Source organism: Aliivibrio sifiae, from assembly GCF_002954705.1.
Classification (GTDB): Bacteria; Pseudomonadota; Gammaproteobacteria; order Enterobacterales; family Vibrionaceae; genus Aliivibrio; species Aliivibrio sifiae_A.
In genome coordinates this window covers 856,603-872,405 of the sequence record NZ_MSCO01000001.1, presented here as the reverse complement: position 1 = coordinate 872,405, position 15,803 = coordinate 856,603, and the positions used below count along the sequence as shown (strand labels likewise).

Sequence of the window (15,803 nt, the reverse complement as noted above, 5' to 3'; positions counted from 1 at the left end):
AGTAATAAAATTTTATGCAATTTTCAGTTCCAAATTGCGATTCGAATAAGATACCGAAAATGGCCTTTTATTGGTAGCGTTTTAAGGTGCTGTTTTGATCTAATTGGGCTAAATATTCTAGCTTTTCGCTAATTTTGGTTTCTAAGCCACGTTTTGTTGGAAAGTAGTACTTACGATCCTGCATTTCTGGTGGAAAATAATTCTCACCAGATGCATACGCATTTGGCTCATCATGAGCATAACGATAGTCTGCACCATACCCCATATCTTTCATTAATGACGTAGGCGCATTACGTAAATGGTTTGGTACGTCGTAATCTGGTGAGTTAATCGCGTCCATTTGTGCTTGTTTCCACGCGGTATAAACAGCATTACTTTTAGGAGCACATGCCAAATAAACCACCGCTTGAGCAATCGCTCTTTCGCCTTCAGCAGGACCAATGCGAGTAAAGCAATCCCACGCATTCATCGCTATTTCCATTGCTCTTGGATCAGCATTACCAATATCTTCAGAAGCAATAGCCAATAAACGACGAGCAACATACAAAGGGTCACCACCAGCGGCAATAATACGCGCAGTCCAATACAAAGCCGCATCAGGATTAGAACCACGAATTGATTTATGAACCGCTGAGATTAAGTCGTACCACATATCCCCTTTATTATCGAAGCGCGCCAGTTTTTCACCTGCTACTTCCGCTAATAAAGGCAAATCCACCACTTTCTTACCATCATGATCTTCTTCTGCCATGTCATGCAGAAGCTCAAGATAATTGAGTGACATACGAGCATCACCCGAGACTAAATCTGCTAGCTGTAATTTCACATCATCAGGAAGTACAAAATTATCATCGTTTAAGCCACGATCTTTATCTAAAAGCGCCTGATCAATAACCTGAACGATATCTTGCTTTTCTAATGACTTTAATTTGTATACTCGTGCACGCGATAGCAAGGCGTTATTAAGTTCAAAAGAAGGATTCTCAGTCGTTGCACCAATAAAGGTGATCGTGCCATCTTCGATATGTGGTAAAAAAGCATCTTGCTGACTTTTATTAAAACGATGGACCTCATCCACAAACATGATGGTTCTTCGGCCTGTAGTTTGATTCTCTTTCGCTTTTTCTATTGCAGCACGAATGTCTTTCACACCAGAAGTGACAGCCGATACTCGCTCCACTTCTGCATTAGTATAATTCGCTGCAACTTCAGCCAATGTTGTTTTACCAGTGCCAGGAGGGCCCCATAAAATCATAGAATGGATTTGACCCGCCTCAAGTGCACGGCGCAACGGCTTACCAACACCTAATAGATGTTGTTGACCAATATATTGCTCAATATTTTGAGGGCGCATTCTAGCAGCAAGGGGACGAAAATCGTCCCCTGCTGAAAAATCTAAACTAAAATTACTCACGTTTATCCTTTTAGTTGCTTAGGCATCTATTAACGTTGATCGTCAATATCAACACCCGCAGGGACCGTAAAGCTAAAATTATCCTGTGCTGGTTTTTTTGCTTCAAATTTTGAGAAGCTAAAATCACTGCGTTGTCCATCTTGCTCAACGACAGAGAAACCTGTCACTTCACCTGATGCTTGAATACGTACAATGAATTCGCTTTTAATTGCAGAGTCAGCTTTAGGTGAAACCGTAAATGCATCACCATTTTGAGTAACTGAATAGTTATCCCAGTCAGACGCTTTATTACGAGTTAACAAAACAAATGGCGTTTGTGTCGTTGCTTTGTCTAGCCCCATCAGTGTCACTTGTTCGACAAATGGGTTGTAATACCACAATGTTTCACCATCAGTAACTAACAGATTTTTATCAGGTGTTTGTGTATGCCAGCGAAATAAATTAGGACGTAATATTTTTACATCTCCCTCACCTTGCATTAATACATCACCCTCTGGGCTCACTACTTTCTGAGTAAAATCAGCTTCAAAGCCTGCATTCTGATTTAAACGCCCTGTTAATTCACTTTGAGGTGAAGCGAACACTGTCGCACTAAACATACCTGAACTTAATAAACACAAAGAAATCAAAAACTTTTTCATTATTAATTATCGCTTATCTAAAAGAGAGGATTAATCGCCACTGCCTACTGGAGGCGGGGCAATTACTTCACGGTTACCATTATGGCCCGGAGTACTAACAATACCGTGAGCTTCTAGCTGCTCAACAATTCGAGCTGCACGGTTATAACCAATTCTAAATTGTCGTTGAACACCTGAAACAGAACCTCTTCTAGAGGTCGTTACAAACTCAACCACTTGATCAAACAGTTGATCAAGCTCTTCTTCACTGTCTGATTTTTCACCTGGAAGCAAAGATTCAGCGCCTTGCTCACTCTTAGTAATCGCTTCAATGTAATTTGGACGACCACGCGCTTTCCAATCATTAACCACTGCATGTACATCATCATCAGATGCAAAAGCACCGTGAACACGAACGGTATGGTTAGATCCTGGTGCTAAATACAACATATCACCCATACCGAGTAGTGATTCCGCACCACCTTGGTCAAGAATGGTTCTTGAGTCAGTTTTCGTTGATACCGTAAACGCGACACGTGTTGGAATGTTCGCTTTAATCAAACCCGTAATAACATCCACCGATGGACGCTGTGTTGCTAATATTAAGTGAATACCTGCCGCACGAGCTTTTTGAGCCAAACGAGCAATCAGTTCTTCTACTTTCTTACCAACAACCATCATCAAATCAGCAAATTCATCGACGATAACAATGATAGATGGCAGTTTTTCTAACAATGGTGGCATCTCATCCATGCTGTCACCCGGTTTCCATAATGGATCATGGATTGGGTGCCCTGCTGCTGCTGCCATTTTCAATTTATCATTAAAGCCTTGTAGGTTACGAACCCCTAACGCTGACATTAATTTATAACGACGTTCCATTTCACCAACACACCAACGCAATGCATTACCCGCGTCTTTCATGTCAGTGACAACTTCAGTCAATAGATGTGGGATTCCTTCATAGATAGAAAGTTCCAACATTTTTGGATCGATCATGATAAAACGTACATCTTCTGGGGTTGCTTTATACAACACACTCAAAATCATGACGTTTACACCAACCGACTTACCAGAGCCGGTAGTACCAGCAACCAGTACGTGAGGCATTTTAGCTAAATCAGCAATAACCGCTTCACCGGCAATATCAAGCCCCATAACGACGGTTGTTGGCGATTTTGCATTTTTAAATGTATCACTGCCAACCACATCAGAGAAAAATACCGTTTGACGATTAAAGTTAGGTAACTCTAGGCCTACATAAGGCTTACCCGGAATCACTTCAACAACACGTACCGCCATCGCAGATAAAGAACGCGCTAAATCGGTTGCAAGGCCTGAGATACGGCTTACCTTAACACCAGGTGCTAAATCTAATTCAAAACGAGTAATCACAGGGCCAGGGAAAATATCCACCACTCGCGCTTTAATTTTGTAATCAGCCAGTTTTGCTTCAACTAAACGAGCGGTATGCTCTAATGATTCTCGAGATTCCATTTCTGCACGGCTATCTGGAGCAAATAACAAATCTAACGTTGGCATCGGCGCAGTTGGTTTTGGTAGATTAGGCTCAGAGTTAACTAAGAACGGATTCTGCAGTGCCGCTTGCGTTGCCTTTTCTTTGACGACTAAAGCTTGGAACGCAGCAATATCCGCATCTGAATGCGTAGGCTCATCTTCAACAAGAACCTCTTCAATCACAACATCATTGACGACAGGGATTTCTTTTATTTCTTGAGTTTCTTCTTCATCAAAAGAAGAGTCAACCGCACTAATATGCAATTCATCAACATTTTCAAGTTCAACCTCTTCCTCGATGGCATTAAACGTCGATACCGGTACTTCTTCTACAGGACTAATCGTTTCTTGCTCTGAACTGTTAACCAGTGACTCCAGTTCAGGAGATAAATAGGTTTTCTCTTCATCGCCAATTGAAGGCATTGTTACCGTAGTTTCTTCAACAAACGGTTCAATCACAACATCAGAACGTTGCTCTTCATATTGATTACTCTGTTGTTCATTGTATTGCGAGCTTAATGATTCAAGGTTCTCTGCCGCTAATGTATCCTCAGAAGAGTCAACAAGCTCAGGCATATCAATAACACTGATGTCTTCAGCGCCCACAGCCATTGCACTTGAGCTTACTGCCGCTACAGTCGATGTATGTACAAAAGCGTGCTCTGCATCAACCTGACTTAATAAAGGGTCTTGATCTAAAGCTTCAGTATCAAGTTCTGCAATTGTCGCATTACTTCGCATTGCCAAGTCAATGCCATCTTCTAGCTGTTCCGGTTCTGCAATTTCTTTTAAGACAATTGAAGCCGTTGGTTGACTGCTTAACTCTTGAGGGTTTTCTATCGATGGCGACTCTTCTACTGCCAAAGGCGTATCATTAAATTCTGGTTCTTGCGTTTGTACAAAATCCATATTCGTACTAGGCGCTGAAAATAGAGGATCATCTGTATAATGGTCATTCGTTTCAAACGAACGTGTATAGTTATCTTGTTCTGCATCTGGTGTATTGGCAAACATTGATAACTCACGAGAAGAAATCTTTGGTGTTTCAAATGGATCAGCATTAATCTCTGACTGCTCATTTTCCGCAGTTTCAAAAGCCGAAGCAGCATTAGTAGGTGCTTTCTTATGCTCTACCTCATCTTCAACTTGATAGGTTTCATCTTCAGTTTTTCTTAATTTATTAACACATTTCCTAGTTATTTCTAAAACAAACCCACCTAAATTATCAACAATCGTTAGCCAAGAAACCCCGGTAAATAGTGTTAATCCTGCTCCCCATAAAAACATGAAGATAAGAGTCGAGCCTAATAAATTAAGAACAGGCGTGGTAATACTAGTAAGTACATCACCCACAACTCCACCAGAAGAGAAGTACCAAAGATCATCAAAGTTGATATCAGCAAGTGCACAACTGGTTAGGAATAAGATCAACAAACCAAGAATACGTGTTCCAATCATCATCAAATCGAGTTCAGTCTCTTGGTCTTCGTCTTTTTTACGAAAAGTAATCCATGTACTGCCTAAAAGAATAATAGGCAATAAGTAAGCTAGAGAGCCAAAAGAAAAGAAAAGAGTGTCAGCTATCCATGCCCCAAAAGAACCACCTGCATTCTGCACCGTTCCGGCCCACGCAGTTTGTGTCCAAGATGGGTCTGCAGGGTCAAAACTAAATAAGGAAATGGTAATAAAAATAGTAGTAAGTAAGCCAACAATAAACAGCGCCTCTTGTAAACGTTGATTACCATTAAGTCTTGCTTTTTCAGGTTCGGCAACCGACTCTACTTTTAACGTTGTTAGCTGCATCTTTCTTTCAGCGATTTTTTCTTTAATCTTTGTAAACAAAATACTATCCAATGTTACTGTGCTTAGATTTAGTCATCCCTCTTTAATGATAAATGCATTCGAAGAGAAAAAAGTAAGGATCACTAAATCTGTAGAAATTAAAAACAAGTCGAGCGGCATAACGCCGCTCGTCATTACTTAAAGGCGTAATAGATAGAATATACCTAATAGCCTTTAAGCACTTCAAGATTTTGTAAATTAAAAAAAGAAAATTCTCTAAATTTACAACCTTGATTCAATTAGCGAGTTTTAATCACTAAATGATTGGTTTGCTTTACTTCTTCCATAACGACATACGTACGAGTGTCGTTTACCCCAGGAAGACGTAATAGTGTATCACCAAGCAATCGACGATAAGCACTCATATCTGATACACGAGTCTTTAAAAGATAATCAAAATCACCTGAAACAAGGTGACACTCTTGAATATCATCTAATAGTTGTACCGCCGTATTAAATTGCTCAAATACATCTGGAGCACCACGATTAAGAGTGATCTCAACGAAAACGAGGAGTGATGCATCAAGATATTGCGGGTTCAACAAGGCTGTATAACCATTGATGTACCCTTGACGTTCTAAACGACGAACACGTTCTAAACATGGAGTTGGCGACAAACCGACTCTTTTAGATAATTCAACATTCGAAATTCGTCCGTCTTTTTGGAGCTCATTCAAAATATTGCGATCGATACGATCCAGTTCCTTGGATGGTTTCTTATTATCTACCATTTTTTATTCCACCTTATTACTTCCTTGCAAAAAAATATACTACAACTTTTTAATATTTAGCATCAAATTTTGCCAATTACAATCTATACTAGATAAAAACTCGAAACAAAAACCCTACAAGCAGTCAAAATAACTATAACATACAAGGAAATCAGGATGATCATTGGAGTACCTAAAGAAATAAAAAATCACGAATACCGCGTTGGTATGATCCCAGCAAGTGTTCGAGAATTAATATCTCATGGCCATAACGTTTTTGTCGAAACAAAAGCGGGTTTAGGCATTGGTTTTACCGACGATGATTATATCGCGGTAGGCGCATCCATTCTTCCTACAGCTGAAGACGTTTTTTCTCAAGCTGATATGATAGTCAAAGTTAAAGAACCGCAAGCAGTTGAGCGTGCAATGCTCCGCGAAGGGCAAATTTTATTCACGTATTTACATCTTGCACCAGATTTTCCACAAACAGAAGACCTAATCAAGAGTAAAGCAGTCTGCATCGCATATGAGACTGTAACAGATTATATGGGTCGTCTGCCACTATTAGCACCAATGTCTGAAGTTGCAGGCCGTATGTCTATTCAAGCAGGCGCTCAAACTCTTGAAAAATCAAACGGTGGCCGAGGCTTACTTCTTGGTGGTGTACCCGGTGTTGAACCAGCAAAAGTGGTGGTTGTCGGTGGTGGTGTTGTGGGTGCTAATGCTGCACGTATGGCAGTAGGCATGCGTGCTGATGTAACGATTTTAGACCGTAACATCGATACACTACGCGCACTTGATGAAGAATTCCAAGGTCGCGCAAAAGTCGTTTATTCAACGGTAGACGCAATAGAGAAACATGTATTAGAAGCTGACCTTGTTATTGGTGCTGTTCTTATCCCGGGAGCTGCAGCTCCTAAACTGGTTACCGCTAACCACATTAAACGCATGAAACCAGGTGCTGCTGTTGTTGATGTTGCCATCGACCAAGGTGGTTGTTTTGAGACCTCTCATGCAACAACACATGCAGATCCTACTTATATTGTTGATGACGTTGTTCATTACTGCGTAGCAAATATGCCAGGCGCAGTTGCTCGCACCTCAACATTTGCTCTCAATAATGCGACACTTCCGTATATTATTAAATTAGCAGACAAAGGTTACAAAGTTGCTCTTCTTGAAGACAAAGGTTTCCTTGATGGCTTAAATGTGATTCACGGAAAAGTAACTTGCAAAGAAGTCGCTGAGAGTTTTGATTTAGAATATGTCACTCCAGAAACCGCACTAACTGCTTAAAATACATATCCTATAACAAAATCATTTTAGGGCCCCCATCGCGGTGCCCTTTCTTTACGTTAATAAATTCCCTACAATCATCCCACACTGAGGATGATGAACGCTTCTTGTTCTCACCCTACTTTCTTTTTTTTGATTTTAGCTCGGAGATCCTATGAGCAACGTTAAGCATTCTAAATTATTGATCCTTGGCTCTGGCCCTGCAGGCTATACTGCTGCTGTGTATGCTGCACGAGCAAATTTAAACCCAGTGATGATCACGGGTATGCAACAAGGTGGACAATTAACGACAACAACAGAAGTTGAAAACTGGCCTGGTGGCGCTGCAGATATGACTGGCCCAGGTTTAATGGAAGAAATGAAAGCACACGCTGAACGTTTCAATACTGAAATGATTTTCGACCATATCAATGAAACTGATTTTAGTCAGCGTCCTTTTCGCTTAAAAGGCGATTCAGCTGAATACACTTGCGATGCGTTAATCATTTCAACGGGTGCTTCTGCAAAATACCTAGGTTTAGAATCTGAAGAAGCATTTAAAGGTCGTGGCGTTTCTGCTTGTGCTACCTGTGATGGTTTCTTTTACCGCAATCAAAAAGTTGCCGTTATCGGCGGTGGTAATACCGCTGTTGAAGAAGCTCTCTATTTATCAAACATCGCCGCTGAAGTTCACCTAATTCACCGTCGTGATACCTTCCGATCTGAAAAGATCCTCATTGACCGTTTAATGGATAAAGTTAAAAACGGCAATATCATCCTACATACCGACCGTACGCTAGATGAAGTGCTAGGTGATGAAATGGGTGTTACTGGTGTTCGATTAAAAGACACAAAATCTGATGCCACTGAAAATTTAGAAGTGATGGGCGCATTCATTGCTATTGGTCATCAACCAAATACCGCTATTTTCAACGGTCAACTTGATATGGAGAATGGCTACATTAAGGTGAAATCAGGCCTTGAAGGCAATGCGACTCAAACTAGTATTGAAGGTATCTTCGCTGCGGGAGACGTTATGGACCATAATTATCGTCAAGCAATTACCTCTGCAGGTACAGGTTGTATGGCTGCATTAGATGCAGAGCGCTTTTTAGATGCGTTAGAAGCAAAAGAAAGTTAAACTATCTACCGTTAACGTTAAACCCGAAGCGAATACTTCGGGTTTCTTTTGCTCATCTTATTTTACTGATGTACATATGGTTTCTTATATTCTAATTATTAAAATAGATACTGTACGTATGTAAAATAATACAAAACGTAAGCCTTCATATTATGGATAAAAATCAACAGCGCGAGTTAGGACAATGGCTCAAGGGCCAAAGTAAGCTTGCAAAAAAATGGCTAACCCTCTCTATCGGGCTTGGCTTCCTTTCTAGTATTTTCCTTATTATACAAGCTGCATTGCTTGCTGATATCTTGCATCAATTAATTATTGAGCAAGTTGATAAATACGACCTTCTCTCACATTTCGTAGCCATTCTTGTCATTGTCGGGATCCGAGCGGCTTGCAGTTGGGGACGTGAGATTGCAGGTTATCGTTGCGGCGAACATATTCGTATTCATATCCGCCAATTAATATTAAATAAACTCCAAGAATTAGGCCCCGCATACATTAAAGGCAAGCCTGCTGGTACTTGGGCAACCTTATTATTAGAGCAAGTCGAAGATATGCAAGATTTCTTTTCTCGCTATCTGCCTCAAATGTCGTTATCCGTGTTAATTCCATTTGTCATCCTTATTGTCGTTTTCCCTCAAAACTGGGCTGCAGGCCTAGTCTTTTTACTTACCGCACCATTGGTTCCATTATTCATGGCACTCGTAGGGATGGGAGCTGCTGATGCTAACCGTCGTAATTTTAAAGCATTACAACGTTTATCTGGCCACTTCTACGACCGTTTACAATCAATGACAACCATTCGTTTATTTAATAAAACGGCGCAAGAAACGGAACACCTTCACGGTGCCTCTGAAATTTTCCGTAAACGAACAATGGAAGTATTACGATTAGCTTTCTTATCCTCAGCGGTATTAGAGTTTTTCACTTCTATCTCAATTGCTATTGTGGCTGTGTATTTTGGTTTTACTTTTATCGGTGAACTTGATTTTGGTCATTACGGAACCACCGTTACGCTATTTACAGGATTATTTATCCTCATTTTAGCACCAGAGTTTTATCAACCATTACGTGACTTAGGCACTTTTTATCACGCAAAAGCTCAAGCCGTTGGTGCTGCTGAATCTATTGTTGAGTTCTTAGCTATTGATAGCAACATTCAAAACAGTGATGAAGCTAAAAACCAAAAAGTATCCCAATCCACCACACTTGATATTGAAGTTACAGACCTCATCGTAACAAGTCATGATGGAAAAACATTACTTGGCCCAATTAGCTTTCATCTTCACGAAGGATCTCAAACCGCATTAGTTGGACCTAGCGGGGCTGGTAAAACAAGCTTAATTAATGCGATTCTTGGGTTTCTACCTTATCAAGGGAGTATTAAAATCAATGGTTCTGAACTCTCTGAATTAGATAAAAAGCTTTGGTACCAAGACATCAATTGGGTTGGACAAAACCCAACATTGGTTCATGGAACCATTGAAGAAAACATCACTCTTGGTAAACAAGATATTTCTAAAGAACAGTTAAATTTAGTTAGCCAACAAGCGTTTGCTAATGAATTTATTGATGATCTTGGCTATCAACACCAAGTATCTGATCGTTCTGGTGGATTATCAGTTGGCCAAGCACAACGACTAGCATTAGCAAGAGCCCTATTACAGCAAGGCCGCTTATGGATATTAGATGAGCCAACAGCAAGTCTTGACGCCAAAAGTGAACGCCTAGTAATGAAAAGCCTTAATGAAGCAACTCAAGGCCTAACGACATTAATGATCAGCCATCGTTTAGATCAACTTCATACGATGGATACGATTCTTGTCATGGATAAAGGCCAAGTCGTTCAGTCCGGTTCATTTGAAGAAATTAAAGGCTCTGGCTTATTTGCAACCATGCTAACTGCAAAACAACCAAAGCAAGGTGATCTTGATGCGTGATTTATTACCCTATATTAAATTATATAAGAAACATTGGTTTGGCTTAACATTAGGCATGATCTTAAGCTTTGCTACCTTGTTTGCTTCTATTGGATTACTGACTATTTCTGGTTGGTTTATTTCAGCGTCTGCCATTGCTGGGTTAACGATTGCTCGAGAAACCTTTAACTACATGCTTCCTGCGGGTGCAGTACGAGGTTTTTCTATTGGTCGAACGGCTGGCCGATGGGGAGAGCGTGTTGTTAGCCATAATGCGACATTTAAGCTACTCACTGAGTTGCGTATTTTCTTCTTTAAAAAGTTAATTCCGCTAATCCCGGGGCGATTTTCAAAACTACGTGATGCAGATTTACTAAACCGTCTTGTTGCCGATGTTGATGCAATGGACCACGTCTATTTGCGCCTTATCAGTCCAATTATCGTTGGAACATTGGGCATTGTCGGATTAACCGCTTTTCTTGCTTGGTTTGACGTCACTATTGGCTTAACACTTGGGGCAATTTTATTTTCTCTATTATTAATTTGGCCTACACTTTTCTATAAACTTGGTAAAAAGAATGGTGCCGAATTAACTCAAAATAAAGCCACTTTACGTATAAAAACATTAGATTGGCTACAAGGTAATGCAGAGTTACGTATCTTTGGTGCTGAAGACCAATATCAACAACGTATTCTTGATGCCCAAGTTGCACTGCTCTCCAATCAACGCCACATGGCGACATTAACGGGCTTAGCTAATGGTTTACTATTGCTAGCTAACGGTTGGACATTACTGCTAATGCTATGGATCTCTGCCGATGGTATTGCTGGTATGACGCCTGATCCAATGGTCGCTATGGTTGCTTTTGCGACAATGGCAAGCTTTGAGTTATTAATGCCAATTGCAGGAGCTTTCCAATATTTAGGCCAAACACTAAGCTCTGCTCGTCGCTTAAATGAAATAATCACAGCCACTCCTGATACTGTATTTGATGAAAATGGGGTAACTCAGACAGTCAAAGGTAATTTAACGATTTCGGATGTTAACTACCAATACCTAGATGCAGAAACAGACGTTATTAAACATGTCTCATTAGATTTACTATCAGGTCAAAAAATGGCGATAGTAGGTCAAACTGGTTCAGGTAAATCCACCTTATTACAATTGCTAACTCGTCAATGGGACCCTAAATCAGGCTCTATTGCAATTGATGGTGTTCAATTACCTAAATGGAAAGAATCAAGTCTACGTAGTGCTATGTCAGTCGTAAGCCAAAGAGTTGATATTCTTAATGGTTCTTTACGAGATAACTTAAGGCTCGCAAATGATTCCGCCACCGATGAACTACTAGCTCAAACACTTGAGAAAGTAGGCTTGTACGACCTAGCTGTTGATGAAGGCTTAAATGCGTGGCTTGGAGATGGTGGTCGTCAACTTTCTGGTGGTGAACGTCGTCGAATTGGTATTGCTAGAGCTCTACTACATGATGCCCCTATTGTTTTATTAGATGAACCAACCGAAGGGTTGGATCAGAAAACGGAACAGCACATCATGACTGTATTAAATGAACACATTAAGCATAAAACCGTAGTATTTATTACTCATCGCCTAGTAAATTTAGAAGCGATGGACCAAATATGTTTAATGGATCATGGTGAGATTGTCGAGCAAGGTACGCACGAAGAATTGCTTGTTCTGAATGGTGCTTACCATCAATTATGGCAGCGTTTTTAACCAAAAAATCAAACTAAGTACATATAATACCAATCGTAGTAAATGATTGATCACTTACTTACTCTGATTGGTATTATTTAGATTGAAATAAAAATTAAAAACAAAAAAAAGCCGAGACTGTTTACCAGTGTCGGCTTTTTAATATTATTTTATCGAAATATAAAGCTTACGCGTATTGCGCTTCAAATGCTTTCATGAAATCGACCAACGCTTGAACACCTTCTAGTGGCATTGCATTATAAATAGATGCTCTCATTCCACCGACAACTCGATGCCCTTTCAATGCTTTCAACCCAGCTTCATCTGCTAATGTAAGAAACTGAGCATCTAGCTCTGAATTCGCTAGTTGAAATGGAACATTCATTAAAGAACGGTTGTTCGTATGAACCTCGTTACGATAAAAATCAGACTGATCGATGTAATCATATAGTGCAGCCGCTTTCTTACGATTACGGGCTTCCATCGCTTCAATACCACCGTTTAGTTTTAACCATTTAAAAACTAAACCTGCTAAATACCAAGCATACGTCGGAGGAGTATTAAACATAGACTCTTGATTTGCTAACACACCATAGTTTAATACACTTGGGAGCGCTTCAGCAGCAAGATCAAGTAAATCATCACGTACAATAACAATCGTTAATCCTGCAGGACCAATGTTCTTTTGAGCTCCTGCGTAAATAACACCATATTTAGACACATCAATTTGACGAGATAAAATCGTCGAAGACATATCAGCAACAATAGGTCTATTCGTTATTGGCAGATCATTAATTTCGATACCATCAATGGTTTCATTTGGGCAAAAATGCACATAAGCAGCATCGTCACTCAATGGCCATTCTGCCGCCGCTTTTACTGCTCTTTTACCATCAATTTCTGTAATTGCGTCAATGACATTTGGTTGGCAATATTTTTTTGCTTCAGTCACTGAACTTTGCGCCCAATAGCCAGCATCAATATAATCAGCCTTAGTATTATTGCCCAATAAATTTAATGGTACTGCTGCAAACTGAGCACGAGCACCACCCTGGCAAAACAACACTTTATAATTATCTGGAATCGACAATAAATCACGTAAATCTTGTTCAGACTCTTCCGCAACTTTAATAAATTCTTTACTACGGTGGCTAATCTCCATCACTGAAGTGCCTAAACCGTTCCAATTCACCAATTCCTTTTGAGCTTGGGCTAGAACGTCTGCTGGCAGCATTGCTGGACCAGCACAAAAGTTAAATACTTTTTCCATGTTTCTCAAAGGCTCCTGCTATTTATAAAAATCAATCATATCAACTTAGATAAATCATTGATTAAATATTTATCTAAGTTGCTATTAGTTAATATTGTGTAGAAATTAATACCACCTTTTCTCTTACAAAGAAATCAGAAAGTGATCTAATTCACTAAATAAAAAAATAGCCCACCTTAGTGAGCTACTTTAACTTAATATATCCGCTATTAACGTAGGTAACTTAAAAAACCCAACAGCATAAATAACGGCATTTTTTGCCCATTAAGCAATTCAATTTGACCGTCAGCGATTTTAGCTGACAAACGGTAATTATCTCCGTCTTCTACTGCAAATTCATTAATTAACAACTCATCCATTTGCATGCGAAGCTCGGGAGTTTCATCCACTAATTTCTTCGCAATAACGAGCTCGGCATTACCCTGTAAAGTTTGAACCAGTTTATCCGCATTTTGTGATGCTCTTGCAGTGCCCGCTGGTAATGTCATTAATACTTTACTATCAACTTTGCTGCCTAACACATTTGCACTGAACTCATTAATATTTAATGAAAAGCCTTTTGCTGCTAATAAATCAAATGACAACATCAATTGTTCAATATTTTCATTTGTTAACTCTTGCTCTTGAAGCAAAGGAACCAGTTTAAGAATTGCATCATAATTTAGATTTTCAAAACTAATATCAAATACACCCTCTTTTAATACACCAGCACTTGTTGTGGCCTCTGCCAGTGTTAACGTATTTTTAGATGTAAATGTATTTTCTTCCGCTTTATCTTTTACTTCATTAATTTGGTTAACGCTCGTGTATTTAAATCCTTTAACTTCATTGTTAAGTTTAGTTTCAATGTCATTGAATACTAATTTATTAAATCCAACACTCGCTTCACCAATGAAAATGTCATCCACATAATGACCAATACTTTGACCTGCAACATTATCAATTGTCATTTCAGATTGATTGTCTAATCTTAATTCTGTTTTAGGCAATTGGTAAGAGACACTAAACTGCCCATCCTTTGCAACTGTCGCAGAGACTTGGCTCGCCGCTAAAAAGAGTTTTTCAACACCTTGGGCTTTTAAATCATCTGTTGCAAAATCAGTATCTTCACTTGTTAGTAATAAGTTTGTGGTTCCAGTTAATTGACTTTCAGTCGTTAGTGTTAAACCTTGAATAAACTCTGATGTATCTTCTTTACTTACAAACGTTGACGTCGAAGATATTGAGAATAAGCCATGAGATATATCATGTTCAACCAGAATTTCAGTTGGGTATCCCGCTTCTTTTAGCTCTTCACTTAAGCCTTTATCAACAACATGAATTCGACTTTGAGCCGTCGAACTTAAGTAACCACGATCATATGAGATTGACTCAACCTCAATGATAGAGTTGCTGTATGACGCAATCCCATCTTTAAAAATCGCTTCACCTATCTTCCCTGTAGCAAACGGCCAACACGCAACCAGTGCAACTGCGCCACCAATGGCTGCATATTTTCTTAATTCTTTCATTTCATTATCCACTTTTAACGATTTAAATTAGTTTACCTAAGACAATAAGATCAATACACCTCTATTTAATAAGATAAACAAACTTTAATAGCTCTAGGTTACTTAACTTGGCTTATATTTTGCTTAATTAAAGTATATAAATAGCACGTTAATTTTTTGACTAATTGCTGTTGTTCCAAATTTTGTAGACTCGCTTCTAGCAAAAATACCTATTTCTGTTAGTATTTGACGTATATTTTTGGTTACAGCACTCACTTTGATAGGTTTCAAATATCATGATCCGTAAGACACTTTTAGCTTCAAGCCTAATGTTTATTTCAGCAACATCAATGGCTGCAGATAATGATCCAAACAATGCCATCATGAGCAACTTTAGTTATGACTATGCTGAAGCTCGCATTGGATTTAGCCCTTCAACATTTGGTGCTGGTTTTAGCAAATCAATCCACCCTAACGCACACGCTATTGCTTCTATCGACTCAGAACTAGATGGCGATTACGATTTAGCTGCTGGTCTAGGCTTTCACGCTCCAGTAAATAACTGGGCTGACATTACAGGTGAAATGCTACTTCGTGTTGTTGATGATAACAAACACTACAAAAATGACACAGGTATGGAGCTTAACTTAGGCGTTCGTCAATGGTTAGGTCCTCAACTAGAAGTTGGTGGTAAAGTAGGTTACCTATCTATTGAAGATAATGACGATACTATTTTCTCTGTTTACGGCCGATTCCACTCAACAGAATTGTTCTCTATCGGTGCTGAAGGTCGTTTTAATGGTATCTATGGCGATCAACTGTTACTGACAGCTCGCTTTAAGTACTAATTAAATTTAGCTAAAAAAAACCTCGTTATACCTTAGACAACACAAGGA

At 39.4% G+C, this 15,803-nt stretch carries 11 protein-coding genes; 5 read left to right on the top strand and 6 right to left on the bottom strand.

Annotation, left to right across the window (positions count from 1 at the left end; all coding sequences use genetic code 11):
- Nucleotides 1-67: 67 nt before the first annotated feature.
- The 4 genes from BTO22_RS03940 to lrp all read right to left on the bottom strand — a co-directional run bounded on the left by BTO22_RS03940 (nt 68) and on the right by lrp (nt 6,125).
- The gene (locus BTO22_RS03940) at nt 68-1,414 is read right to left on the bottom strand and encodes a replication-associated recombination protein A (RefSeq protein WP_061028374.1); all 1,347 of its coding nucleotides are present in this window, start codon (nt 1,412-1,414) and stop codon (nt 68-70) included.
- 29 nt (nt 1,415-1,443) lie between these two features.
- Nucleotides 1,444-2,055 (bottom strand): outer membrane lipoprotein chaperone LolA, encoded by a 612-nt coding sequence (gene lolA, locus BTO22_RS03935; protein ID WP_105054365.1) that lies wholly within the window; start codon nt 2,053-2,055, stop codon nt 1,444-1,446.
- Nucleotides 2,056-2,085: 30 nt separating this feature from the next.
- The gene (locus BTO22_RS20445; RefSeq protein WP_181044608.1) at nt 2,086-5,355 is read right to left on the bottom strand and encodes a DNA translocase FtsK 4TM domain-containing protein; all 3,270 of its coding nucleotides are present in this window, start codon (nt 5,353-5,355) and stop codon (nt 2,086-2,088) included.
- 278 nt (nt 5,356-5,633) lie between these two features.
- On the bottom strand, nt 5,634-6,125 hold the full coding sequence (gene lrp / locus BTO22_RS03925; protein WP_045101653.1) for a leucine-responsive transcriptional regulator Lrp: 492 nt from the start codon (nt 6,123-6,125) through the stop codon (nt 5,634-5,636).
- A gap of 156 nt (nt 6,126-6,281) precedes the next feature.
- On the opposite strand from lrp, the gene ald reads away from it, so the two are divergent.
- The 4 genes from ald (at nt 6,282) to cydC (ending at nt 12,168) form a co-directional block, all read left to right on the top strand.
- Nucleotides 6,282-7,400 carry an alanine dehydrogenase gene (ald, locus tag BTO22_RS03920; RefSeq protein ID WP_105054363.1) on the top strand — a complete coding sequence of 373 codons (1,119 nt, stop codon included), beginning with the start codon at nt 6,282-6,284 and terminating at the stop codon, nt 7,398-7,400.
- 154 nt (nt 7,401-7,554) lie between these two features.
- A complete protein-coding gene (gene trxB / locus BTO22_RS03915) occupies nt 7,555-8,520 on the top strand; it encodes a thioredoxin-disulfide reductase (RefSeq protein ID WP_105054362.1) in 966 nt (321 codons plus the stop codon).
- A 152-nt stretch (nt 8,521-8,672) separates the two neighbouring features.
- Nucleotides 8,673-10,454: a heme ABC transporter permease/ATP-binding protein CydD gene (gene cydD / locus BTO22_RS03910; RefSeq protein WP_105054361.1), complete on the top strand. Its 1,782-nt coding sequence runs from the start codon at nt 8,673-8,675 to the stop codon at nt 10,452-10,454.
- Nucleotides 10,447-12,168: a heme ABC transporter ATP-binding protein/permease CydC gene (gene cydC, locus BTO22_RS03905; protein WP_105054360.1), complete on the top strand. Its 1,722-nt coding sequence runs from the start codon at nt 10,447-10,449 to the stop codon at nt 12,166-12,168. The genes cydD and cydC overlap by 8 nt, the downstream gene beginning before the upstream one ends.
- Nucleotides 12,169-12,334: 166 nt before the next feature.
- Here the strand turns inward: cydC and serC are convergent, their stop codons facing one another.
- On the bottom strand, nt 12,335-13,417 hold the full coding sequence (serC, locus tag BTO22_RS03900; RefSeq protein WP_105054359.1) for a 3-phosphoserine/phosphohydroxythreonine transaminase: 1,083 nt from the start codon (nt 13,415-13,417) through the stop codon (nt 12,335-12,337).
- A 209-nt stretch (nt 13,418-13,626) separates the two neighbouring features.
- Entirely contained in the window at nt 13,627-14,928 is a 1,302-nt protein-coding gene (locus tag BTO22_RS03895; RefSeq protein ID WP_105054358.1) for a DUF945 family protein, read from the bottom strand.
- A gap of 275 nt (nt 14,929-15,203) precedes the next feature.
- On the opposite strand from BTO22_RS03895, the gene BTO22_RS03890 reads away from it, so the two are divergent.
- Entirely contained in the window at nt 15,204-15,755 is a 552-nt protein-coding gene (locus BTO22_RS03890) for a hypothetical protein (RefSeq protein ID WP_105054357.1), read from the top strand.
- Nucleotides 15,756-15,803 lie beyond the last annotated feature (48 nt).